Raw genomic sequence first — 23,862 nt, forward strand, 5'->3', positions numbered from 1 at the left:
CTTGCTACCAATTTGTTAAATTGCCATAAAAAAAGCGCCCCCTAAGGGACGCTTAATTGCCGAGACTGCGGGCGTTTGGCGAGCCTAACGCTAGCGCTTCTTCTTGGCTTTCTTCGGGCTCTTCTTGTCGCTGCTCTTCACCTTCTTCTTGGTGGGCACCTTAGCTTCCTTGTGTTTAGGACGCAGTGAGTCGATCACCCGGCGTTTCAGCGGCTGCTCGATATAGCGCTCGATCTTAGCGACGACGCGCATGTCGTGGGCCTCCACCAGAGAGATGGCCGTACCCTTGTTACCGGCGCGGCCGGTACGACCTATGCGGTGCACATAGGTATCTGCCGAGCGAGGCATGTCGAAGTTGATCACATGGGTGATGCCGTCGATGTCGATACCGCGGGCCGCCACGTCGGTGGCCAGCAGCACGTTAACCTCGCCCTTGGTGAAGCGGCCCAGCGCCTGAAAGCGTGCCTTCTGTTCCATGTCGCCACGCATGAAGGCGCAGTGAATACCTGCCTGTTGCAGCTGACCTTCCAGGCTGGCTACGACCTCACGGGTCTTGACGAAGACGATGGCGCGGCTGACCTCTTCACGCTTGAGAATGTCGCACAGCAGGGCAAACTTATGCTCTTTGTCGTCGGCCAGGTGCATCCATTGATGGATCTTGGCCTTCTCGCTACGGGGCGGCTTAGTCTCAATGGTCACTGGATTGGTTAGTAGCATCTCGGCGAAGCGGCTCACGCCGCCGCCTTCCAGGGTCGCAGAGAACAGCATGTTGTGCTTACGCTGCTGCGCCTCGATGGCGATAGACTGCACCGCGGAGGAGAAACCCATGTCCAGCATGCGGTCGGCCTCGTCGAGTACCAAGATCTCCACCGATTGGGCGTCGAAGAGTTCCTTGTCCAGGTACTCCATCAGACGGCCGGGAGTGGCCACCAGAATGTCGATATTTTCCTTGAGCGCCTGCTCCTGGGGAGCGTAAGGCACACCACCTGTGATGATGGCGATATCCAGCCCTAGGCCGGTGGCCAGGTGGCTGGCGTATCTGTGTACCTGGCTGGCCAGCTCACGGGTTGGGGCGAGGATCAGCACGCGCGCTTGGCCCGAGTAGCGGCGGGGGAAGTCCAGCAGATGTTGCAGCGCCGGTAGCAGGAAGCTGGCGGTCTTGCCTGTGCCTGTCGGTGCCCTCGCCAGGATATCTTTGTGCTCCAGGGCTAGGGGGATCGTCTGTTGCTGAATGGTGGTCGGGGCAAGATGGCCCATCGCCTTGAGCGACTCGAGCAGGGTGTCGTCAAGGTGGAAATCTTCAAATTGCATGCGCTGCGTCTCTCTAAATAATAGCGGCGCATTATACACCCAAACCTGAGTAAAGTGCGAGGCCGCTCGCCGAGCCGAATTGCTGCGGTTTAGAGCTTGAGGTAGAAGGCCTGAGTCAGGGCAACCATAGCCTGGCTGTAGGCCCCAGAGGCATCGCGAATGCTGAGGTGCTCAGCCTCTATCGCTTCGCCAGGCTCGGCGCTCGAGACGCCGTGGCTCAGGCAGAGCAGATGCCGTTGAGGCTTTTTGCTGGGCGCTGTGGTGATGTCGACCCTGGCAATTAGCTTGAGTTTAAATTCGGCCAGCAGGGGCAGAAATCGTCCCAGGCTGGCATTTGGCAAGATCAGGCTGGCCTTGCCCTGGGGGGCCAGTAGTTGCTTGATGGCTGACAATAGCTGGTCAAACGCCAGGCTGTCTGTGTGTCTGGCCTGGGCGCGTTTGCTGCACTGAGACTGAGGCCCGTTGTCAAAATAGGGCGGGTTGCAGAGGATATGGTCGAACTGAGTCTGAGCCTGAGTCTGAGCAAGGGGATACCACTGCAGCAGATCCGCCTGGATTAATTTGATGCGATCGCTCCAGGGACTCTGGTCGATGTTGTGTTGGCAGTCCTGCGCCGCAAGTCGGTCTATCTCCAACGCCTGTATCACTGCCTCGCTGCGCTGGGCCGCCATCAGGCTCAGCAGACCACTGCCGGCGCCGATATCCAGTATGGTTTTGGCCTGGGTAAGTGGTGCCCAGGCGCCCAGCAGGACGCCATCTGTGCTGACGGGCATGCCGCAGTGGCTGTCATCGACGTGAAATTGCTTGAAGGTAAAGGGCATGGCCTGACGTTGGAGATTAAAGATGCGTGGGGCGCATTGTACGTGATCCCGCCCAATGCAGAAACCCGCCAACGCCTGAAACTCGCTTGAGCCAGAAATTCGCTTGGCGCTGAAAGTCCGCTGTTACAGGGGCGCAAAACAGTGAATCTTGCTAGGACCAAATGTTGCCTGGTGTGAAGGGTGAAAACAGTGTGTGGCGAGTTTGTTAAAATTAGGCTCTCATTTGCATCGATCTGGCGCCGCAATCTTGTGTCTCGGTGGCCTTTTTGCTAATAGTAGGTCCTCCTGTCGGGGCTGAAAGCCTTGATTTGAGCCAGGTAAGCCAGTTTGAATGCATTTTTAGCGTTAGTTAATCCTGCTGTCGTTCAAGAAGTAGCCAAGAATGGGCTAGATTTACCACGGAGACGTGTAATAAGAAGTTTACACGCAATGAAGGTCGCGGTCATTAGCCAATAATTTCCACTAAGCGATTAAGATCATTATACAAAGCAGATTAACGGGGCGTTGTGTGCAGAACAATAAATTGAGTATGACGGATACATTGGGTTTAGGTTTCATGACCTTTGCCTTCTTCTTAGGCGCGGGGAACCTGATCTTCCCGCCGCTAGCCGGATTCCTTGCCGGTGAGAACATGTCTTGGGCCATGATCGGCTTCCTGCTGACCGCGGTGACCCTGCCGCTGGTGACCCTGATTGCCGTGGCAAAGGCCAATGGCAAGGTGATGGGCCTGTTGCCACCCTTGGCCGCGACCATGCTGGCGATCGCCATCTACATCATCATAGGCCCGGCCTTTGCGGCGCCTCGCGCAGGCCTGGTGGCCTATGAGATGGGCTACAAGCCTTTTATCCAAGATGCTCAGGCGAGTTTTGAAGTCGCCGGTGTCGTCTTCACCAGCTCACAGCTTCTCTATACCAGCATCTTCTTCGGCATCGCCATGTTGCTGTCGCTGTTCCCCGGTAAGCTACTGGACAGCGTAGGTAAGGTGCTTACTCCTATCATGATCATCCTGCTGGTGGGGCTGGCGATCTCTGTGGTTGTGCTACCTGGCTCTGACGTGGCCGCTGCAGTGGGTGATTATCAGACGAACCCGCTTACCAAGGGGATCATCGAAGGCTATAACACCATGGACACCCTGGCATCGCTGATCTTCGGCATGCTGATCATCGACCTGCTACGTAAGAAGGGCGTGGATTCGCCAAGAGAGCAGACCAAGTATCTGGTGCGCGCGGCCTTCATCGCCGCCGGTGGTCTGGCGTTCGTCTATGTATCACTCTTCTACCTGGGCGCGACCGCAGGTGACCTTGCCGTGGGCGCCGATAACGGCGGGGTGATCCTGACTAACTATGTGAACCATCAGTTTGGCGCCTCGGGTCAGCTATTGCTGGCGGCCGTGGTGACTCTGGCCTGTCTGACGACGGTTGTAGGTCTGGTTTCTGCCTGTGCCGAATATTTCAACGAGCTGATGCCTAGCCTCTCATACAAGCTATTGGTCGTGGTGATGAGCGTCACCTGCGCCGTGGTGGCTAACGTAGGTCTGGCGCAGCTGATCAACATCAGCATCCCTGTGCTGGTGACCATTTACCCTGTGGCGATCGCCCTGGTAGCGGTGACCTACCTGACCGAGCGCTTCGCTCAGCCTGCCTTTGCCCACCGTATGGTGTTGAGCGTGGCGCTGGTGTTTGGCATCATCGACGGCCTCAAGGCGGCCGGTGTCAACATGAGCATGTTCGATGTGATGCCACTGTCGGCTCAGGGCATGGCCTGGTTAATTCCGACGGCAATTACCATCTTTGCCTGCTTGATGGTCAAACGCCCACGAGGTGAAGCGGTATTAAATTGATGCCAGCCTAAGCCATAGCGTAAGATAGCGGTGTTAACTCTAAGAGTTAGCACCGTTTTTGTATCTAAAGGATTTCATGTGCTAGCTGAGAGCAACGAATATCAGACAGATCCCCTCATCGAGCCGTTTCTCGATGATCTCTGGGCCGCTAAGGGACTGAGCGATCACACGCTGCAGGCCTATCGCAGCGATCTCAGCCACTTCGATCGTTACCTAAATAAACAGGGCTCCAGCCTGCTATCGACCAGTCAGGCTGAGGTGCGTGACTACTTGGCCCTTCGGGTCGAGCAGGGCTTTGCCAAGACCAGCAGTGCCAGGCTACTAAGTAGCCTGCGGCGCTTCTATAAATACCTGCTGGCCAAGAAGCTGATTGAGATCGACCCCATGGCGATGATCAAGCCGCCCAAGCTGGCGAGAAAGTTGCCCGATGCCCTGAGTGAGACGGACGTGGATCGCCTGCTTAACGAGCCTAACCGGGAAGATCCCGTCGAGGCCAGGGATCGCGCCATGCTGGAGCTGCTCTATGCCAGTGGGCTGCGGGTGTCTGAACTGGTGGGGCTGACGCTGGATCAGATGAGTCTGAGGCAAGGTGTGGTACGCATTGTGGGTAAAGGCAGTAAGGAGCGTCTGGTGCCCTTTGGCGAGCAGGCGGGCGCAGAGATTGAAGACTACCTCAAGGCGGCCAGATTCGAGCTGTTAAAGGGCAAGGGCAGCGACGTGGTGTTTCCCTCCAAGCGCGGCAACATGATGACCCGCCAGACCTTCTGGCACAGGATCAAGCTCTATGCCCAGCGTGCCGGGATTGTGGTGCATCTGTCGCCTCACACCCTGAGACACGCCTTTGCCACCCATCTGCTCAATCATGGCGCGGATCTGCGGGTGGTGCAGCTACTGCTGGGTCACAGTGACCTCTCTACGACTCAGATATACACCCATGTGGCCAAGGCCAGATTGGCCCAGCTGCATCAAGCCCATCACCCCAGAGGTTGATGCGAAAGCCTTAAAATTGCACTGTGAAGGCCTAAGTTAAGGCCTCCATTGCGATTATTCGTTTGCTTTAACGGCCTCGAGCATGTAACTTTTCTGCCTCTAGGCCGGTCTATAAAAATGACATCTTGGTCATAGCAAGTTTTAGTAACAATTTAGGTTGGAAAACCGGCAGCCTATTTTGCTTTAATGCTATTAGCCCTAACACCCTATAGGAATTCTAATGAAGTTTACCCGAGCGCTCACCTTAGTTGTTGCCATGGTGGCCACGCCCCTGATGGCGGCATCAAACAACGTGGTCGACAATGGCGACCAGTTGAAGCAGAAATTATCAGATACCCTAGGCGTCGAGGTGCAAAACCTTAGCCAGTCGCCAATCCCAGGCCTGTATGAGGCGATCACCAACCGTGGCGTACTCTACATCAGCAAAGACGGCACTAAGCTGTTTCACGGTAACCTGTATGATCTCGACAACGGCATGAAGAACCTCACCGAGGCCGCTCTGGCTGGCCCACGTATGGAGGCTATTAAGCCGTTTGAGCCAAACATGCTGGTGTACAAGGCCAAGGATGAGAAGCATGTGGTGACCGTATTTACCGACATCACCTGTGGCTACTGCCGCAAGCTGCACAACCAGATAGACAAGTACAACGACCTTGGTATCACGGTTCGTTACCTGGCCTTCCCTCGTCAGGGCGTGCCATCGAAGAATGCCAGCGATATGGAAGCCGTATGGTGCTCGGCCGACCCACTTAAGGCGCTAACCGATGCCAAGGCGGGCAAGCAGATCGGCGGCGCCAAGTGTGATGCCAAGATCGCCCAGCAATACAACCTAGGTCAGAGCCTGGGTGTTAACGGCACGCCGGCCATCATCTTAGAAGACGGTACCATGATCCCGGGTTATCAGCCGCCTGAGCAGCTGATCCAGGTGCTGGACCGCATCCAATAAGTCGCTAACTGCGCTAAACAAGGTGAGCCTGGGCTCACCTTTTTTTTGGCCATCTTTTGCTGTGTGTTCCGAGCTGGCTTTGTTATGCTAGCGACAAGATTTTTAGAGGTTGTTTGAGTCGTGATCCATAAGATAGTGCGCCGCCCCAAGGTAGATGACAGCCATCTGCCGAGTCATCTTTCTCCCATTCTAAAGCAAGTCTACGCCAGCCGAGGCTGCACAGTGGACGACTGCGAGTTGGCGCTGGCTAACCTGCTGCGCCCCGACACGCTCAAGGATGTGGACAAGGCCGCGGCCATCATTGCCGATGCCATGGCCAAGCAGCAGTCGATATTGATCGTCGGCGACTTCGACGCCGACGGTGCCACCTCCACCAGTGTCTGCTTGCTTGCCCTACGAATGATGGGCGCTGCCAATGTGGATTACCTCATTCCCAACCGCTTCGATTACGGCTATGGCCTCAGCCCTGAAATCGTTCAGGTGGCCCAGCAGAAGGGGGCAGAGCTGCTGATCACCGTCGACAACGGCATCTCCTCCATCGAAGGGGTCGCCGCAGCCAAGGCGCTGGGGATGCAGGTGGTGATCACCGACCATCACCTGCCGGGCAACAGCGTGCCCCAGGCCGATGCGATAGTGAACCCTAACCAGCTAGGCTGTGGCTTCGCCAGCAAGGCAATCGCTGGGGTCGGGGTCGCCTTCTATCTGATGTCGGCTTTGCGCGCCGAGCTACGTAGCCGTGGCTGGTATCAGGCGCAGGGCATACAGGAACCCAATCTCGCCACCCTGCTGGATATCGTCGCCCTGGGCACAGTGGCGGACGTGGTGTCGCTGGATACCAACAATCGCATCCTGGTGGACGCCGGGCTCAAGCGGGTGCGCGCCGGACGCTGCCGTCCGGGGATCACCGCGCTCTTGGAAGTGGCCAAGCGTAACACTTCTCGCATCGTCGCCTCCGATTTTGGCTTCGCGGTCGGCCCCAGGCTCAACGCCGCCGGGCGCCTGGACGAGATGGCCTTAGGGGTCGAGACATTACTGTGCGATGACATGATGCGTGCGCGGCGCATGGCCAGCGAGCTGGACGGGCTCAACGCCGAGCGGCGTGAGCTGGAAACCGGCATGCAGCAGGAGGCGCTAAAGAGCCTAGAGAGTCTGTCGCTTAATGAGGCCGAGCTGCCCTGGGGGATCGCCCTCTACCAGCAAGACTGGCACCAGGGGGTGATCGGCATCCTGGCGTCGCGCATCAAAGATAAGTACCACAGGCCGGTGATCGCCTTCGCCGAGGCGGGCGAGGGGGAGATCAAGGGCTCGGCGCGCTCCATCAAGGGGCTACATATGCGCGACCTGCTTGAGCTGATCAATGCCCGCCATCCCGGAATGATCATCAAGTTCGGCGGTCACGCCATGGCGGCGGGCCTGTCCCTGCGCGCCGGTGAGTTCGAGCGTTTCGCCAAGGCCTATGACGAGGCGGTGCGTGAACTGCTTGCGCCCGAGCAGCTGACCGGCGAGATCGTCAGCGACGGCGAACTAAGCCCGACTCAACTCAACATGGCACTGGCCAGGGAGCTGCGCAGTGCAGGCCCCTGGGGGCAGAATTTCCCCGAGCCGATATTCGACGGCGTGTTTCGTATCCTGCAGCAGCGGATCGTCGGCGAACGTCACCTCAAGCTCGTGCTCGAGAGCGAGTGCGGTCAGACCATGGTAGATGCCATCGCCTTCAACGTGGATCTCACCACCTGGCCCGATGCCACCATCCAATACGCGGAGATCGCCTATAAGCTGGATATCAATGAGTTTCGTGGCAACGAGAGTCTGCAGCTAATGGTGGAGCAGATCGAACCTAAGTAGCCTCTGCATCAAAGTTGGGGATTGTTTCTAAACTTAGTGTTGGTTGCCGTGGATATTTTTGAATTCGTCTTCGGCGGTAAAGCTCTTTGACCCTTGTACCTTAGATGTTACCTAACGCCTGCCCGGCGGCTGCTGTATATGGAAGTTCGAATGTCGTGATCACAGGGATGTGAGTGAACGATGTATGTTCAGGTACTTCTGTGACAGGCCTTGTGCCATCCTTGGCCGCTTAGCGGTTTCATCTGACCTCCAACGAAGGAGAGAATGCCGATAAATGTAGGGAACATTTTTGCCTCTGTTTTCGCTCCTCTTCGCAATATCTAAACTCAGTATTCAACGCCTCTTAGATCGACTTATTGGTGCTATCGCGGTTTGAAGGCGCCTCAATTTTTGCGGGCAAGTGAAGCTCGTCATTAAGCCACTTTTACTCATCGAAGCGGCAGCGTATCAAGAAGATAATTAATTTGTGATAATCTGGTGTGGAGCGCAGAGGTGCAAAGATGCAGGAATGAAGGAATGCATTCTTGCAGAAAGTGCTGCCGCGAGAGGGCGTTATCATCAAATACTGATATTCACATCGATAAGGAAAGGAGACCTTAAATTATGCAAAGCGTTGTTGAAGTACTAGAGAGTGAAGGGTTCAACGTTCGTCAGAAGGATAGCAAAGTCATAGTCAAGCTCGATGGTCTCGCTAACCCTGTCACGGTCAGCAAGGATATTGCGAAGGACGAGTATAAGCTTGGCAGCAACGATTGGGGCAAGTCGTTATCTGCTTCTTTGGCCCTTATGTTCGGGCTTTATGGATATCAACACCAGAGTGGCAGCTTTATTAGTTCCGTTTTTATTGCCGGAGGCCTGTGGCTGTTTGTCGTCGTGCTGCTTACCGAGCTTAAGTTGACAAAATTGCGTGCCCTTGTCGATAAGCTCAATCGAGAAAGGCAAAGATAACAGGTGATTATCGCAATACCACTATAGCCACAGTGCTAGACAAAAATTAATGTCAGGGAGTAAACATGGATGTCAGTAAGAAGCAGTTAGATGCTGCGGCGCGGGAAAATATTATTTCAGCTCAGCAAGCTGAAGCCTTGTATCAGTTCTTAGCCGCTCAACCTAGTGCCAACCCCAAATTTACCTTTACCCATGTGCTCTATTACTTGGGTGGGCTTATCGCCATCGGCGCAATGACACTTTTCATGAACTTAGGGTGGGAGTCCTTCGGCGGCGCAGGTATTTTGTTTATCTCGATGCTCTATGCGGCTGTTGGTTTAACCCTGACCAACAGGTTTTCAGCAAGAGGCCTCATCATTCCCGCTGGCATTTGTGCCACCTTTGTCGTCTGTCTAACCCCTCTAGCGATTTATGGCCTGCAACAATGGTTAGGTGTATGGCCAGATGAGAGTGCCTACAGGGATTATCACAGAGTCATAAAATGGCATTGGTTATACATGGAACTGGGTACACTCGTCGTCGGCGTCATCACCGCGTGGCGATATAAATATCCCTTTTTAATCATGCCTATCGCGGTCACGCTCTGGTATATGACGATGGACATGACTGTGGTGATCTCGGGTGATGATATAACATGGGAGCTTAGATCCTTAGTCTCAATGTATTTAGGCCTATTAATGATAGGGCTCGCCTTTTGGGTCGATGTCAGGTCTCACCATAAGGCTGACTATGGCTTTTGGATCTACATTTTTGGGGTCATCGCTTTTTGGTGTGGTTTAACTTTCCAGCACTCTGACAGTGAATTATCAAAGTTTATCTATTTCTGCATTAACCTGTTAATGATTGGGGTTGGCGCGCTATTAGTTCGAAGAGTGTTCGTGGTATTTGGTGCCCTTGGCAGTTGCGGCTATCTCAGTTACTTGGCTTATGACGTCTTTAAGGATAACTGGCTGTTCCCGATTGCATTATCGTTTATCGGGCTCGGGGTGGTTTATCTCGGTGTGCTCTGGCAGAAGCATGAAAAAGCCATTACCGAAAAATCGAGAGCATTACTGCCGGCGCCACTTAGGGCACTGCTGGAATCAAAGTCGTGAATTGGCTTTTTACATGCTTGCCATGAGGCAATAAAAAAGTCGCCAATTGGCGACTTTTTACTTTTTAAAGGAGCAGACTAGCTTACAGGCTTGGCTCTTCGCTGTAGTCCTGACCATGGTATTCCAGGCAGGCATCGACTTCGTTGGCCGAGCCTAAGATCACAGCGACGCGCTGGTGGATCTCGCTTGGCTGAATGTCCATGATGGTTTCATAGCCGGTAGAGGCCTTGCCGCCAGCCTGTTCAACTAGGAATGACATAGGATTAGCTTCGTACATCAGGCGTAGCTTGTATGGCTTCTCTGGGTTCTTGTTGTCGGTTGGGTAGGTGAACAGGCCGCCGCGTGACAGTACGCGGTGCACGTCGCCAACCATGGCGGCTATCCAGCGCATGTTGAATGACTTCTCGCGTGGTCCGATCTTGCCAAGCAGCAGGTCGGCGATATAGGTCTGCATCGGCGCTTCCCAGAAACGCTGGTTAGACATATTGATGGCGAATTCGCTGGTGTCCTTGCTGATGGACATCGCCTCGTTGGTCAGCAGGTACTCGTTGGTCTCTGGGTTGAGGGTAAACAGCTGCACCCCTTGACCTGTGGTGAGGGCCAACATGGTCGATGGGCCGTATAGCACGTAACCTGCGGCCACTTGCTGACGGCCTGGCTGTAGGAAGCTCTGCTCGCTCAGCTCACCGCTTGGAGCCGGCAGTACCGAGAAGATGGTGCCCACCAGTGAGTTGATGTCGATGTTTGACGAGCCATCCAGTGGGTCGAAACAGACCAGGAAGTCGCCACTCTGACCTACCTCGACGATATGATCTTCCTCTTCTGAGGCCAGGCCTCGTACCGTGCTGTCGGCCGTGAGCGCCTCTTTAAGCATGTCATTGGTGATCACGTCGAGCTTCTTCTGGGTTTCGCCCTGAACGTTTTCCTGTTCGGTGGCGCCCAATACGCCGGCGAGGGCGCCGTGACGCACCGCGTGACTGATGGCTTTAGAGGTATCGGCCAGCGTGGTTAACAGCTGGGCTAGCGGGGCTTGAATTCCTTGAGAACTAAGGTGTTGTGCCAGAGTTTGCATGTTATTTCCTATGACAAATGGGAGCTAGGCTCGCACTGGAGGTCAGATCTTGTTTATCTTGTTATGCGGGCGATTCTACCCCAGATGAATCATTTTTTCAGCGGCAATTTAGCCCGTCTGGATCGCGGTTTTCGTTTTGCGTCACTTTAGGGCACAATGCTAGCCTGCAATTTGACCTATACCTGTTTTCTATCCAGGACATAATAATGACTAAAAAATGGATAAGCTCAGCCTTAATGGCGGTGCCTATGTTTCTATCTCACGCGGTAAGTGCGTCACAACCCCAACTTGCGCAGCCTGTCGGCGGCAATGAACCCCTCACCATAGAGAGGCTCTATGCCTCTCCCGCACTGGCGGGCAGCAGCCCCAGGGGCTTAAAGCTGTCGCCAGACGGTAAGCGTGTGACCTATCTGGCGGGACGAGCAGAGGATCAACACTTCTACGATCTCTGGCAGATGGAGGTGGCCACCGGTAAACAGAGCCTGTTGCTGGACGCCGACAAGTTAAAGAGCGGTGAGCTGTCCGATGAGGAGAAGGCGCGGCGCGAGCGTCAACGCATCTATGGTCAGGGGATCATGGAGTATTTCTGGGCGGACGATAGCCAGGCGCTGCTGATCCCGGCATCGGGCGCCCTCTATTACTACTCGCTGAGCGATAACAAGGTGATGCCGCTGCCTGTGGGGGAGGGCTTTACCACAGACGCCAAGCTGTCGCCTAAAGGCCATTATGTCTCTTTCGTCCGTGATCAAAACCTCTATGTCTTCGACCTGCGCAGCCAGAAGCTGACCGCCATGACCATAGACGGTGGCGGCGCCATTAAGAACGGCATGGCGGAGTTTGTCGCCCAGGAGGAGATGGACAGAATGACGGGTTACTGGTGGGCGCCGGATGAGTCGGCCATCGCCTTTACCCGCATCGACGAGTCGGGTGTCGAGCTGGTGACTCGAAACGAAATCTATGCCGATGGCATCAAGCTGACCGAGCAGCGCTACCCCTATGCTGGCAAGAACAACGTGGTCATCGATTTGGGCGTGGTGACGCTGGCCGATAAAAAAGTGCGCTGGGTCGACCTGGGAGAAGATAAGGATATCTACCTGCCGAGAGTGAAGTGGTTGCCCGATAGCCTGCAGCTGTCGTTTCAATGGCAGAGCCGGGATCAGCACAGACTGGATCTGCGTATCTTAGATCTTCGCAGTCAAGATGCACCCATGACCATGATCCGCGAGGAGAGTGACGCCTGGGTGAACCTGAATAACGACCTGCATTTCCTCAAGAAGTCACCACAGATGCTATGGGCGTCTGAGCGTGACGGCTTTAATCACCTCTATTTGTTCGATCAGCAAGGGCGACAGCTCAGGCAGCTGACCAAAGGTGACTGGGCGGTGGACGAGCTGGTGCATGTGGATGAGCAGGCGGGCTGGGTTTACTTCACCGGCCGCAAGGCGAGTGTGGTCGAGCAGCACCTGTTCCGCGTACCGCTTAAGGGCGGCAAGATAGAGCAGCTGAGCAAGCGTAGCGGCATGCACGCGCCGGTATTTGCCGACAATCAGGCGATCTACCTGGATTACTTCAACAGCCTGGCGCAGCCGCCGCAGATAAGCCTTCATGACGAGCAGGGCAAACGCCTGGCCTGGGTGGAGCAGAACAAGGTGGATAAGGCGCACCCTCTCTATCCTTACTTTGGTCAGTGGCAGCTGCCTGAATTTGGTCAGATAAAGGCGGAAGATGGTCAGGCGCTGCAATATCGCCTGTTTAAGCCGACGCAGTTTGACGCCACTAAGCAGTACCCTGTGGTGGTGCGCGTCTACGGCGGTCCCCATGCCCAGCTGGTGGTTAACAGCTGGAGCGAGCACGACTACTTTACCCAGTATCTGCTGCAGCAGGGCTTTATCGTGTTCCAGCTGGATAACCGCGGCTCGGCCCATCGTGGTACCAAGTTCGAGCAGGTGATCTACAAGCATCTGGGCGAGGCCGAGGTGAATGACCAGAAGGCCGGTGTCGATTACCTGCGTAGCCTCAGCTATGTTGATGGCAAGAATATCGCTATCTATGGCCACAGCTATGGTGGCTACATGGCGCTGATGAGCCTGTTTAAGGCGCCGGATTACTTCAAGGCGGCTATCTCGGGTGCCCCCGTGACCGACTGGTCTCTGTATGACAGCCACTACACAGAGCGTTACCTATCGCATCCGGCGACCAATGCCGAAGGCTATGAGGCCTCTAGCGTACTGCCGTACGTCAAAGGCTATCAGTCAGGGCTACTCATGTACCACGGTATGGCCGACGACAACGTGTTATTTGAAAACAGCACCCGGGTCTATAAGGCGTTGCAGGACGAGGGCAAGCTGTTCCAAATGATTGATTATCCCGGCTCTAAGCACTCGATGCGCGGTGAGAAGGTGCGTACCCACCTCTATCGCTCACTGGCCGACTTCCTCGACAGGCAGCTGAAACACTAAGTTATCGGCGCTAGGCCTTAGCAAAACAAAAGCCCTGTTGCTTATCGAAAGCAGCAGGGCTTTTTGTTGTGAGAGTCGTAAATTTCGATGGGGAAGCGAGAATGCCTTACTAGTTGAATATGAGTTTTCAGAAGAAACTTTTAAGTCAGGTTTCTAATGATTTACAAATCAGAGTCAAAGGCCCATCCATCATTTGGGGTTTAATTAACTCTGCATCATGGCAACAACTGGCTGATAACGCGAAGCCATGTAAGTAGTCAGCGAGTAAATCTAGACTATCTTTTTCTGTTTTCTCGTCTAGTGCTAAAGGGGCGATAATATTTCTATAACGCTCGGTAAATATTTGGGCAGGACCCAGGGATGTCATCCCTAACATGATTTGTAGTAGCCCGTTGTATTGCTGCAACAATTCAATATAGCTGACACATAAACGCCTTAATTCGCCTTGCCAATCAGGGTCTGCTTGAGGTTGATAGACTTCGGATACGAGCGAAGAGGTAAGGGCTTCTAACAATGCATTCTTGTTTTTAAAATAGTGATAGATTGCCATTGGATCCACGTTTAATTCTGTTGCCAATGAGCGGATACTCGGTGTTTTACTATCTCTTTTCATCAAAGACTTAGCTGCTTCTAGTATGCTTTGCGCACTTAACTGCGACTGTTTTCCATTAGGGCGTCCACGTTTCTTTTCATTGACACTCATTTGAGCTCCCGATAAACTTACTATTATTTCTACGGCGTAGAAATTATTTTAAACCATATTTTAGCTTGGCTCAATCACCATAAACTTGACGAGGTGCTCATGGCAAACATCGTATTCATTGCAACCAGTTTAGATGGATATATCGCAGATAAGCGAGGCAAACTCGACTGGCTACATTCAGTTCCTAATCCAAACAATATTGATACGGGATTTGTCGCTTTGATGGAGAGAGTTGACGGCTTAGTAATGGGGCGGAATACCTTAGATATGGTGCTGAGTTTTGATTGTGACTGGCCTTATAGTAAGCCGGTGTTTGTGTTGAGTAACACTATGACCGAAGTTCCTCAAGGTTATGAAGATAAAGTTTTTTTAGTTAAAGGGAAGCTAGTTGATATTATCGCTGACTTGAATGCGAAGGGATTCAATGAGCTATACATTGACGGTGGAGTGACGATTCAAAATTTCCTTAAAGAAGATCTGATCGATGAAATGGTGATTACTCGTTTTCCTATTTTACTTGGTGGTGGAGTCCCCCTATTTGGTGAACTTGAAAGCCCACTAAGTTTTAACGTGATTAAGAGTGAAGTGGTATTAGATTCTTTGACCCAAACCACTTATCACCGAAAGAGAGCATAGAGACTTTCTTGTCGGAGAGTCGTGAATGTTCGAAAGGCCGACTCGATACTCAGGTATCGTTTTGGTTAGGTCTAAATCCTTCCCTAGGATTCTAGACATTCCCCATTTCCCTGTGGGTCAGGGAGGAAATGCCTTGAAATGTCGGGAACATTTCAAGGCCCTGGCCACCGGGGATAACTCTCCATAAACAGAGACAAATCCATGTACAAATACCAAGTCTTTCCATCCATGGGCTTTGGCATAAGTGTTCTAGACACAAATCGCCTCTTAGCCCATCCATGGGCTCCGGGGATAAGTATATCCCTATACAAATCCCCTCTATGGCCTTCTGACCTCCATGGAAGGAGGAAATGCCTTGAAATGTCTGGAACATTTCAGGCCCTGGCCACCGGGAATAATTCTCCATAAACAGAAAATCCATGTACAAAAAAGCCAGTCGTTAGACTGGCTTTTTAATCGAATCACATTTGCGCTAGCTGGATGTGATTTATGCTTCTTCTAAGTTACCGCAGAAACGATAGCCTTCGCCGTGGATGGTGGCGATGATTTCTGGCGTATCTGGCAAGCTTTCGAAGTGTTTACGGATGCGACGAATGGTCACGTCCACGGTACGGTCGTGTGGCTTAAGCTCACGGCCTGTCATCTTCATCAGCAGGTCGGCACGGGTCAGGATCTTGCCTGGGTTCTCAACGAAGTGCAGCATGGCGCGGAACTCACTGCGGGGCAGCTTGTACGACTCGCCTTGTGGGCTTACCAGTGAACGGCTGTTGATCTCTAGGCTCCAACCGTTGAAGCGGTAGAATTCTACGGCACTCTTTTCTTCGGTTTCGCCGCCAGTGCTGTTGACGCGAGTCAGCAGGTTGCGTGCACGGATAGTCAGTTCGCGTGGGTTAAATGGCTTGGTGATATAGTCATCGGCACCAATTTCCAGACCCAAGATCTTGTCAACTTCGTTGTCACGGCCGGTAAGGAAGATAAGGCCGATGTTATTGATTTCACGAAGTTCACGCGCAAGCAGCAGACCATTCTTACCTGGTAGGTTGATATCCATAACCACAAGATTGATCTTGTTTTCCTGCATGGCTTTATGCATCTCTGCGCCGTCATTGGCTTCAGTTACCACATATCCTTCAGCCTCGAAAATACTTCTTAGCGTGTTCCGGGTAACGGCTTCATCTTCAACGATCAGAATGTGCGGGTTTTGCATATTTATTTACCTAATATTTGTTTAAAACTGTTCTAACCATGAGCGCTAGTTGGTGCTGCTGCGCCCTATCTGTCTTCGCGACAATTACCGAACTCACGTAGTGCTTTTATCAAACCCAATTGGTACAGCAACACACTTCATGATTAGTAAAGTATACGTATCTCTTTCAAAAGACACGCGAACTGTTACTCACTTCGATTAACAATAGTTGGGAATAGTTCCGTTAACTATGTAATATTTTCAAGTTTAAATGCTAAATCAGCCTAAGCTCACATTTTATACAGGAAATTGACTAACTTTTGATGACCTTGTCGTCGACAAGATGTAACAAAAAGTATTTCATCGTGAGATGAGTGGAAGTGAATCAACGAACTTATTGTACTCGTTTTAGTCATTTGTTAACAAATGAAATGTTAACAAAATTCCTTTGAGATTTGATGTAAATCACATTTGTGTTCATAAGGTCATGATTTTAATGGTATTAATAAAATTTAATAAAGTGACCTGTCTCACACCTCTAGGAAGGCGGAGGAATTTTGCTATAATCGACGGAATCTAATTTAGGAATATTTTAGTGATGAGTACAGCAAGAGAACACCTTTGGCAATGCTATCAGCAAACGCAGTTCTTACTTACACAACCTTTCTCCCCTTCGTTATCATTTGCAATCATTACCGCTCATAATCCTAAAGGCCAACACCTTTCTCCCTCGCAAAACCGTCTCCTCGACAAACAGCTTCAACGTCATATTCAACGTCTTCAATATCCTTATCGTGCTCTGATTGGCGCCTCCAGTGACAGAGGTCATATGGAGAAGAGCTGGGCCGTGTCTATCGATAAGGCCGCAGCCGTAGCTCTTGGCAAGGTGTTTAATCAAAACGCCATCTATTTTGTCGATGAGGACGAGCTGCAACTGGTGCCTTGTCTGGTGGAGTATGACGAGCTCACCCTGGGCAAGTTTTCTGCCCGGGTCTGTCTGGTCAGCGAGCTGCCCGACATCAGCCGCTAGCAGGCGGGGGAACTTGAGAGGCTTTCATCAAGACAGGCTAAAATATCGTTGACTTTTTATTCTGTTATTTGATAGTTTTCTTGCATCCTAACCTTAAGGTTAGTGATACAGAAGAGGAGCGTTAACTAGGTAGTAAGCCCGAGGAGTCCAAACTCCGTTGACGGTTTATGAGGGAGATTAACGCCGAGGTAAAGAGATGTTTGGTTTCATCTGTTTATCGGTCGACTGGGCTGAATCCCACCGATTGTCACCTGTTTTTTGGTGGAGAGCTTCTGGTGGCAATCGCTGTTTCCCGTCTTGGGGTGCGTCATCTTTGCACCAGGCTCTTCGAACGAAGTAAGTTCGGAGCGTATTCAATGTTATCTATTTTTTTTGTGTCATCGTCAGCTACTTGGGTTGAGGTGCGCTAATGTCTATTGTTGTTGCTAAGTTTGGTGGAACCTCTGTCGCCGATTATGAGGCGATGAACCGCTGCGCCGATATCGTATTGGCCAATCCTGAAACCCGCGTGGTGGTCGTCAGCGCCTCGAGCGGTGTGACCAATCTGCTGGTGGAGCTAACTCAGGATAATGTGGACTTTGAGCGTCGTCAGCAGCTGCTCAAGGCGATCGCCTCGATTCAATATAAGATCCTCGACGAGTTGGGTCAGCCCCATGATGTGGCCGCTCGCCTCGATGCCATCTTAAGTAAGATTGCCAGCCTGAGTGAGTCGCTCTCCCAAAACCGTAATAAGGCGACTACAGACGAACTGCTTGCCCAGGGTGAGCAGTGCTCATCTGTCTTGTTTGCTGCCGTGCTGAGAGAGAAGGGCGAGCGGGCGAGCGCCTTCGATGTGCGTCAGGTGATGCGCACCGACAGTCATTTCGGTCGCGCCGAGCCGCAGATAGAAGCGCTTAAGCAGCTTTGCACTGAGCATCTGTTGCCCCTGCTTAGTGAGCAACGAATCGTGACCCAAGGTTTTATCGGCGCCGATGAACAGGGAGCCACCACCACGTTAGGCCGTGGGGGCAGCGACTACTCTGCTGCCCTACTTGCCGAGGCGCTGGATGCGTCTGCGGTTGAGATCTGGACAGATGTGCCGGGTATCTTCACGACAGATCCACGCCTTGCACCGAATGCGCGTCCTATCCCTGAGATCAGTTTCAACGAGGCGGCCGAGATGGCCACCTTTGGTGCCAAGGTGCTGCACCCGGCAACCATTTTGCCGGCGGTCAGACACAAGATTCAGGTGTTTGTCGGTTCCAGCAAGGCGCCTGAGCTCGGTGGCACCTGGATTCGTCATCAGGTGAACGACGAGCCTATCTATCGCGCCGTGGCGGTGCGACGTGACCAGACTCTACTTAATCTGCATAGCCTACAGATGCTGCACGCCCAAGGCTTCCTGGCCGAGACCTTTGCCACCCTGGCGCGCCACAAGATCAGTGTGGACTTAATCACCACCTCAGAGGTGAACGTCTCTCTGACGCTAGATAAGACGGGCTCAGATTCGGCCGGAAACAGCCTGCTGAGCGAGGCCTTGTTGCAGGAGCTGTCGCAGCATTGCCGGGTGCGGGTAGAAGATGGCCTGGCGCTGGTGGCGATAGTGGGCAATAAGATTGCCACCACGTCGGGTGTGTGTCGCCGCGTGTTCGAGGTGTTAGAGCCCCACAATGTGCGCATGATCTGTCAGGGCGCCAGCCCACACAACTTATGTGTCCTGGTGGCCGAGTCTGAGGCGGCTCAGGTCGTCAGCGCCCTGCATCAAAACTTGTTCGAAGGGTCGCTATGAAGCCGGGTCGTTCCACGCTAAAGATTGGCGAGCTCGCCACAGGCCAAGATCTCGAGCTGAACCTATTTGAGTTTGCCCCAGTGGTGCAGACAGGGCCGAGTGTCTACATACAGGCCAACGTCCACGGCGCCGAGGTGCAGGGCAATGCGGTGATTTATCAGCTGATGCAGGCGCTCGAAGGCTGCGAGCTGCGCGGCAAGATCACCCTGGTGCCTCTGGCCAATCCGTTGGGGATCAATCAGAAGAGTGGCGAGTTTACCCTGGGCCGGTTCGACCCCATAACAGGGGTAAACTGGAACCGCGAATATCTCGATCATAAGCTGGATATTGCTAGCTGGTATCAGGGCCATAAACACCTGAACGATGCCGAGCTGATCGCCCATTTCAGGGCCTTGCTGGTCGAGCGTTGCTATAGCCGTCTGCATGAGCCCTGGGGGATCACCACGGGCCATCGTCTGGCGGTGAGCCTGCAGCAGATGGGCCATGAGGCGGATATAGTGCTGGATCTGCATACTGGCCCTAAGTCGTGTAAGCATCTCTATTGCCCCGAGTATGATAAAGACGCTGCCAAGTATTTCTCTATTCCCTACACCCTGTTGATCCCCAACGAGTTTGGCGGTGCCATGGATGAGTCTATCTTCTGTCCCTGGTGGCAGCTGAGTGAATACCTGGCCACTCAGGGGCGCGAGATTGAGGTGCCCGTATCGGCCTTTACTCTGGAGCTTGGCAGTCAGGAGAATGTCGACCTGGCCGATGCCCTGGTGGATGTCGAAGGGATCATGGCCTATCTCAGCAAGCGCGGCGTAATAAGTGAGCGGGTTGAGCCAGCTGAGATGCCACGCTACGCCTGTTACCTGAAAGACTATAAGAAGTATCATGCGCCGCAAGGCGGCTTGGTGGAGTATAAGGCGAAGGTTGGGCAGCCGCTTGTGGCTGGAGAACCGCTCGCCAACATCTTGCGTGTCGACAGATATGGCGAGGAGGATGCGATAGTGCCTCTGAGTCTGCCGGTGGACTGTGTGCCCGTACTACATTTTGCCTCGGCGTCTGTGTATCAAGGCACAGAGCTCTATAAGGTGATGACAAAGGTATTTGCGCTTTAGGTTTGGCTTTTAGCCTGGTGGATTTGTACTTCATCGTTCAGTGCTTGGTTTAGTCGCCTTTCGCGTTATCAATAAAAAAGGGAGCCAAGTGGCTCCCTTTTTCTGTTCAAGCTATCTGCTTACTTGCGACGACGTAGCGCGGCAAATGGTAGCATCAGCAGAGCGAACCAACCCAGTGAACCACCACCTGAAGATTTCTCTTCCTTGGCGTTAACTGTGATAGTCGCCGTACCCGCTTCACTCTCTAGCTCACCATCGCTGGCAACGACAGAGAAGGTCAGGGTGTTGTTACCTGCTGGAGCAGTAAACTTAATTTCTGCGCCACCGTTGTTGAAGGTAACAGGTGTACCTGCAGTCTGTGTCCAAGTGTAGGTCAGGCTGTCACCATCAACGTCTTTGCCATTGGCCTTAGCGGTTACCACGAAGCCTTCGGTACTTGTCATACCTGTAGGAGCCACGGTAGGTGCATCGTTGATGTTGTTAACCATAACATTAACAGTGGTCGCTGCGTTCAGGTTGCCTTCGGCATCCTTAGAGGTGTAAGTGAATGAGTCTTTACCGAAGAAATCATCTTCTGGTGTATAGGTAATAGAACCATCTTTCTCTAGAGTCACTTCACCGTGTGCAGGCTCGTCAACCAGTGTTGCTTCACCTAGTGCACCAGCTGGCGCAACATCGATGATGCGTTGTGCGTTAGCTGTCATGCCGTCACCAGTTACAGAGACGCGAGCTACTTTCTGGCTAACAGTGTCGTTTTCTAACACGTTTGCTTCCAAGGTCGCTTCTTCGTCAACAGAGAAGTTGTCTGTTTGACCTGGGTTGAAGCTAGTTGGCGTCGCCAGATAGTCGATCTCTACGCTGCCTGAAGAGGTCGCTTGCAGTGCAACATAATCGTCAGTAGTGACAGTGCCACCTTGTCCGTTGTAGTGGAAGGTTGTACCTACGCTACCGCTGATGTTTTCTGCACCGATAGTGACATTGCTTGGCATGTTAGGGATATCTAGGTAGTTGAACCAAATATCTTCTACGTCACCAGTTTGGATCCAAAGGCTGAAGCTGTACTTGTTGCCAGAGGCGTCAGCATATAGCTGGGCATCTTTCCACTCGACAACAATCCACTCGTTACCACCAGCAGAAACAACCTGGATACCTAGCTGTCCGCCACCCGTGTCGCCGACAGTGCCGTCGCTCAGGTCGTAGTCACTCCAGAACGGTGCCAGGATGTTGTTTGGATTCGCGCTATCTGGCAGTTCCTTGTTGTTCCAAGTACCAGATGCTGAACCGCCACCAACGATTGCGATACCGTTATCAGAGATGGTTAGCTGGGTGTAAGTTGCACCGTTGTACTTGAACTCAGGTAGGTTGAAGGTGAATGATTTCTCATCACAACCATCAGCACAAGCTGGTACATAGGCCAGGTCTAGGTCGAAGATACTTGGGCTAGCGCCAGTACCTTTGGCAGACTTAATCTGTGGCAGATCCAGTTGACCTACCCAGGTGATACGACCAAGCGCTTCATCAACTTCGAAACCGTTTTGCGTTGCGCCGTTTAGCGTAACTTCAACGTCATCGGCAGAAGTAAGTTTAGTGCCTTCTGGTGCCATAGCGGTAACAGTTACGGTGTTTTCAAATACTGTGTTGTTTACAACGGCTTTGATTGGCATATCTTCAGCAGCTGTCAGATCAGCCTTGGTTGCCATGGTAGAGATCAGTGAAGAATCACTTGATTCTTTAGCCAGGATAGCAACTGGTAGGTGAGCGTCTTGGTGAGATGCGCTCTTGATCATGACGTTACCGAAGATCCAAGCACCGTATTCGCTGAAGGTTGAATCAACAGTCACAGTGAAGGTTGCTGATTCGCCAGCTTCCAGTTCCAGTGATGAAGGCGATACGCTGATACCTGCGCTGTCAGAAGAAGCTGAAAGCTCCCAAGAGGTCTTCTCGTCACTCTTGTTGTATACGGTACGAGTGAAAGTACAAGGACCGACACAAGAGTCAGAAGCAATTGAAGGCTTGTCGAAGGTCAGTACTGCTTTAGCCGCAGCATCTAGATCCATACGACCCGCGCCCATTGCAAATGGATCGGCAGGAGTCGCCGCATCATCATCGAGTACGCCTGCCATGTGAGCAGTAGAAGTTAGCGCTGTCTTGATGTCATTTGCTGACCAATCAGGGTGTAGCTGGCTCATCAGTGCAGCAGCACCTGCAACGTGTGGGCTCGCCATACTGGTACCAGACATAGTGGTAAAGTCAGTACCATCTTCATCAGGAGAAGTTGCCGACAGGATAGAGGTACCTGGCGCAGCAAGATCTGGCTTCAGAATGTTTTGGTTACCGTTAGGACCACGAGAGCTAGACTGGTTCAGGATATCGGCAAACTTGCTGTTAACGATACGAGTCACTTCAGCCGCGATAGTACCTGTGGTGTCATCACCCAGACCTTCAAGGATAGCTGCGCCGTCGGCGTCAGAAACCATCACTGCTGGCAGTGTTGAATCTGGCATGAACATAGAGATTGGAGCGCCTGGTACGCTGTTGTAAACGACCATAGCTTTCGCGCCCGCAGCCTCGGCATTTTCAGCCTTGGTTGCGAATGAACATGAACCGCGAGAGATCAGGGCGATACCGTCTTTGAAAGAGTCGGCAGCAAATGGCGTACAGCCAAGGGTGTTCTCTGCGTCAATGTTAGCTGCAGCGATGATAGGTGCAGTGATATCTGCCTCTAGCAGGCCATTGTTGCCCTGCAGTGCAAGAATCTCTTCACCATCAACGGTTAGGGTGTTAGCAAAGAAACGACCAGTAGTAGTGTTAGCAACGGTAATACCTGATTCGATACAGGCTGGACAACCGATAGTTTGTGGGCCGTTACCATCGTTACCTGCAGCGGTAACAACGACTACGCCAGCCGCTTCAGCAGCTTCATACATAGCCTTGTATGGGCTGTTGGCTGGGTCGCCACCAGCGCCGCCACCCCAAGAGTTGTTGATAACATCTGCACCATCGTTTACGGCGTGCTCCATTGCTTCCATCAGCATGATGTTAGAGCCGCTGCCGCGTGCACAGTCAGTCTTAGTAAATAGTGCCTTATAAACCATCAGGTAGGCTGCAGGTGCAACACCAGATAGTTCAACTTCAACACCTTCGTAGGTAGTGGTGACTTTGTTACCTACAGAGGTACCGGCAACGTGAGAGCCGTGACCACCGTAACCCAGTGGGCTCATATGCTCGTCGGCACACACTTCAAAAGTAGGTTGTGACCAACGGGCAACGATTAGTTTGTCGTTACAGAAGCTTGCATCTACTGTCGAACAGTAGTCGTCGCTTGGCATTCCTTCGGCTGGTTTTGTGAAACCTTCGCCAGCAAACATTGGGTTTTCTGGGCGAATACCTGTATCAATTACCGCTACACGAATGTCTTTACCGGCGTTTTCCATGCCAGAAACCGCTTCCCACATCGCTTCAGTGTTAATGACGTCGTGAGATGAGTCCATGTTAGCTTCGTACATAGTCTCAGGGTAGACAGACTTAACGTTTGGCATGGCCGCTAGCTGCTCGATGCTCAGACCTTGACCAACAATAGTCACACCATTGAATAGGGTCTTGAAGCTTTGCTCAACTTTGGCGTTAGGTACTTTCTTCGCCAGTTCACTCACAAATTGTGACTGCTCTTTGGCTAGGAAACTGGCGTAGCTTTGAGCTGGCGCAGACTGTACGTTAACTTTTTGGCCTTTCTTAGGGGCTGTGGCCGCCATTGACTCGATGCCGCCTTGGTATTTAGCAACGGCAGGAGAGTTCAGTTCGATGATGAAGCGCTGCGGAGCCACTTGTGAAGGCTGAGAAGCTGCTGGCTTCTTGTAGCTATCAGCAGAAGTGATTTCCGGAGCATAGGGATTTGCGGTGTACTGGTTGCTGGCTACAGCCGCACTCGAGATCAGCGCCGCTGAAATGGCTAGAGATAATTTAGTTTTCACAACTTCTTCCTTGTCAAATAGAAGTGTTTTGAGACACAAAACACTATTGGTATTGCTGTAACTTTGGTTACTAATCTTTTCTTATTTTGTTGCCGCTATGTTGACGGCTTGTTCTTTTTAACACAAAAGATTACCAAAG

Annotated in this window: 17 protein-coding genes and 1 riboswitch; of the genes, 11 read left to right on the plus strand and 6 right to left on the minus strand. The window is 52.5% G+C overall.

From position 1 onward, the window contains the following. Positions 1 to 90: 90 nt before the first annotated feature. Together srmB and K0I63_RS03975 are read right to left on the minus strand one after the other, a co-directional pair. On the minus strand, positions 91 to 1,311 hold the full coding sequence (gene srmB / locus K0I63_RS03970; RefSeq protein WP_041406410.1) for an ATP-dependent RNA helicase SrmB: 1,221 nt from the start codon (positions 1,309 to 1,311) through the stop codon (positions 91 to 93). 89 nt (positions 1,312 to 1,400) lie between these two features. Further along, on the minus strand, positions 1,401 to 2,132 hold the full coding sequence (locus K0I63_RS03975) for a tRNA1(Val) (adenine(37)-N6)-methyltransferase (RefSeq protein ID WP_220082617.1): 732 nt from the start codon (positions 2,130 to 2,132) through the stop codon (positions 1,401 to 1,403). A 529-nt stretch (positions 2,133 to 2,661) separates the two neighbouring features. Between K0I63_RS03975 and brnQ the strand changes: the two genes are divergently transcribed. The 6 genes from brnQ to K0I63_RS04005 all read left to right on the plus strand — a co-directional run bounded on the left by brnQ (position 2,662) and on the right by K0I63_RS04005 (position 9,795). Beyond that, positions 2,662 to 3,972 (plus strand): branched-chain amino acid transport system II carrier protein, encoded by a 1,311-nt coding sequence (brnQ, locus tag K0I63_RS03980; RefSeq protein WP_258406933.1) that lies wholly within the window; start codon positions 2,662 to 2,664, stop codon positions 3,970 to 3,972. 78 nt (positions 3,973 to 4,050) lie between these two features. Continuing rightward, a complete protein-coding gene (gene xerD, locus K0I63_RS03985; protein ID WP_220082619.1) occupies positions 4,051 to 4,962 on the plus strand; it encodes a site-specific tyrosine recombinase XerD in 912 nt (303 codons plus the stop codon). Between the two features lie 220 nt (positions 4,963 to 5,182). Continuing rightward, positions 5,183 to 5,908, plus strand: a complete 726-nt coding sequence (gene dsbC, locus K0I63_RS03990; RefSeq protein WP_220073176.1) for a bifunctional protein-disulfide isomerase/oxidoreductase DsbC — start codon at positions 5,183 to 5,185, stop codon at positions 5,906 to 5,908. 120 nt (positions 5,909 to 6,028) lie between these two features. Then, positions 6,029 to 7,753: a single-stranded-DNA-specific exonuclease RecJ gene (gene recJ, locus K0I63_RS03995; RefSeq protein ID WP_220082620.1), complete on the plus strand. Its 1,725-nt coding sequence runs from the start codon at positions 6,029 to 6,031 to the stop codon at positions 7,751 to 7,753. 603 nt (positions 7,754 to 8,356) lie between these two features. Continuing rightward, the gene (locus K0I63_RS04000; RefSeq protein WP_220082621.1) at positions 8,357 to 8,701 is read left to right on the plus strand and encodes a hypothetical protein; all 345 of its coding nucleotides are present in this window, start codon (positions 8,357 to 8,359) and stop codon (positions 8,699 to 8,701) included. Between the two features lie 65 nt (positions 8,702 to 8,766). After that, entirely contained in the window at positions 8,767 to 9,795 is a 1,029-nt protein-coding gene (locus tag K0I63_RS04005; protein WP_144203985.1) for a DUF2157 domain-containing protein, read from the plus strand. 82 nt (positions 9,796 to 9,877) lie between these two features. Here K0I63_RS04005 and K0I63_RS04010 read toward each other — a convergent pair whose 3' ends face one another. Continuing rightward, positions 9,878 to 10,867 (minus strand): class 1 fructose-bisphosphatase, encoded by a 990-nt coding sequence (locus K0I63_RS04010; RefSeq protein WP_144203984.1) that lies wholly within the window; start codon positions 10,865 to 10,867, stop codon positions 9,878 to 9,880. Positions 10,868 to 11,073: 206 nt separating this feature from the next. Here K0I63_RS04010 and K0I63_RS04015 point away from each other — a divergent pair, with 206 nt between their 5' ends. Beyond that, positions 11,074 to 13,326, plus strand: a complete 2,253-nt coding sequence (locus K0I63_RS04015) for a S9 family peptidase (RefSeq protein WP_220082622.1) — start codon at positions 11,074 to 11,076, stop codon at positions 13,324 to 13,326. 145 nt (positions 13,327 to 13,471) lie between these two features. Here K0I63_RS04015 and K0I63_RS04020 read toward each other — a convergent pair whose 3' ends face one another. Then, a complete protein-coding gene (locus K0I63_RS04020) occupies positions 13,472 to 14,029 on the minus strand; it encodes a TetR/AcrR family transcriptional regulator (protein WP_220082623.1) in 558 nt (185 codons plus the stop codon). Positions 14,030 to 14,128: 99 nt separating this feature from the next. On the opposite strand from K0I63_RS04020, the gene K0I63_RS04025 reads away from it, so the two are divergent. Further along, on the plus strand, positions 14,129 to 14,665 hold the full coding sequence (locus K0I63_RS04025; RefSeq protein WP_220082624.1) for a dihydrofolate reductase family protein: 537 nt from the start codon (positions 14,129 to 14,131) through the stop codon (positions 14,663 to 14,665). Positions 14,666 to 15,152: 487 nt separating this feature from the next. On the opposite strand, the gene arcA is transcribed toward K0I63_RS04025, so the two are convergent. Further along, entirely contained in the window at positions 15,153 to 15,872 is a 720-nt protein-coding gene (arcA, locus tag K0I63_RS04030; protein ID WP_011864583.1) for a two-component system response regulator ArcA, read from the minus strand. 577 nt (positions 15,873 to 16,449) lie between these two features. Between arcA and K0I63_RS04035 the strand changes: the two genes are divergently transcribed. The 3 genes from K0I63_RS04035 to K0I63_RS04045 all read left to right on the plus strand — a co-directional run bounded on the left by K0I63_RS04035 (position 16,450) and on the right by K0I63_RS04045 (position 19,752). Further along, a complete protein-coding gene (locus tag K0I63_RS04035; RefSeq protein WP_220082625.1) occupies positions 16,450 to 16,881 on the plus strand; it encodes a DUF3293 domain-containing protein in 432 nt (143 codons plus the stop codon). A 103-nt stretch (positions 16,882 to 16,984) separates the two neighbouring features. Then, positions 16,985 to 17,161: riboswitch (Lysine riboswitch) on the plus strand. Positions 17,162 to 17,290: 129 nt separating this feature from the next. After that, on the plus strand, positions 17,291 to 18,649 hold the full coding sequence (lysC, locus tag K0I63_RS04040) for a lysine-sensitive aspartokinase 3 (RefSeq protein WP_220082626.1): 1,359 nt from the start codon (positions 17,291 to 17,293) through the stop codon (positions 18,647 to 18,649). Continuing rightward, positions 18,646 to 19,752, plus strand: coding sequence for a succinylglutamate desuccinylase/aspartoacylase family protein (locus K0I63_RS04045; protein ID WP_220082627.1), 1,107 nt, complete (start codon positions 18,646 to 18,648; stop codon positions 19,750 to 19,752). Before lysC ends, K0I63_RS04045 begins: the two co-directional genes overlap by 4 nt. A 119-nt stretch (positions 19,753 to 19,871) precedes the next feature. Here the strand turns inward: K0I63_RS04045 and K0I63_RS04050 are convergent, their stop codons facing one another. Further along, the gene (locus K0I63_RS04050) at positions 19,872 to 23,723 is read right to left on the minus strand and encodes a S8 family serine peptidase (RefSeq protein ID WP_011864587.1); all 3,852 of its coding nucleotides are present in this window, start codon (positions 23,721 to 23,723) and stop codon (positions 19,872 to 19,874) included. Positions 23,724 to 23,862: the final 139 nt, after the last annotated feature.

It is taken from the genome of Shewanella rhizosphaerae, assembly GCF_019457655.1.
GTDB classification, from domain to species: Bacteria; Pseudomonadota; Gammaproteobacteria; order Enterobacterales; family Shewanellaceae; genus Shewanella; species Shewanella loihica.

Coding starts and splice junctions, on each gene's coding strand:
- lysC (WP_220082626.1), top strand. CDS start 17,291: ATGTCTATTGTTGTTGCTAAGTTTGGTGGAACCTCTGTCGCCGATTAT.
- K0I63_RS04025 (WP_220082624.1), top strand. CDS start 14,129: ATGGCAAACATCGTATTCATTGCAACCAGTTTAGATGGATATATCGCA.
- dsbC (WP_220073176.1), top strand. CDS start 5,183: ATGAAGTTTACCCGAGCGCTCACCTTAGTTGTTGCCATGGTGGCCACG.
- K0I63_RS03975 (WP_220082617.1), bottom strand. CDS start 2,132: ATGCCCTTTACCTTCAAGCAATTTCACGTCGATGACAGCCACTGCGGC.
- srmB (WP_041406410.1), bottom strand. CDS start 1,311: ATGCAATTTGAAGATTTCCACCTTGACGACACCCTGCTCGAGTCGCTC.
- K0I63_RS04000 (WP_220082621.1), top strand. CDS start 8,357: ATGCAAAGCGTTGTTGAAGTACTAGAGAGTGAAGGGTTCAACGTTCGT.
- brnQ (WP_258406933.1), top strand. CDS start 2,662: ATGACGGATACATTGGGTTTAGGTTTCATGACCTTTGCCTTCTTCTTA.
- K0I63_RS04020 (WP_220082623.1), bottom strand. CDS start 14,029: ATGAGTGTCAATGAAAAGAAACGTGGACGCCCTAATGGAAAACAGTCG.
- K0I63_RS04010 (WP_144203984.1), bottom strand. CDS start 10,867: ATGCAAACTCTGGCACAACACCTTAGTTCTCAAGGAATTCAAGCCCCG.
- arcA (WP_011864583.1), bottom strand. CDS start 15,872: ATGCAAAACCCGCACATTCTGATCGTTGAAGATGAAGCCGTTACCCGG.
- K0I63_RS04015 (WP_220082622.1), top strand. CDS start 11,074: ATGACTAAAAAATGGATAAGCTCAGCCTTAATGGCGGTGCCTATGTTT.
- K0I63_RS04035 (WP_220082625.1), top strand. CDS start 16,450: ATGAGTACAGCAAGAGAACACCTTTGGCAATGCTATCAGCAAACGCAG.
- K0I63_RS04045 (WP_220082627.1), top strand. CDS start 18,646: ATGAAGCCGGGTCGTTCCACGCTAAAGATTGGCGAGCTCGCCACAGGC.
- K0I63_RS04005 (WP_144203985.1), top strand. CDS start 8,767: ATGGATGTCAGTAAGAAGCAGTTAGATGCTGCGGCGCGGGAAAATATT.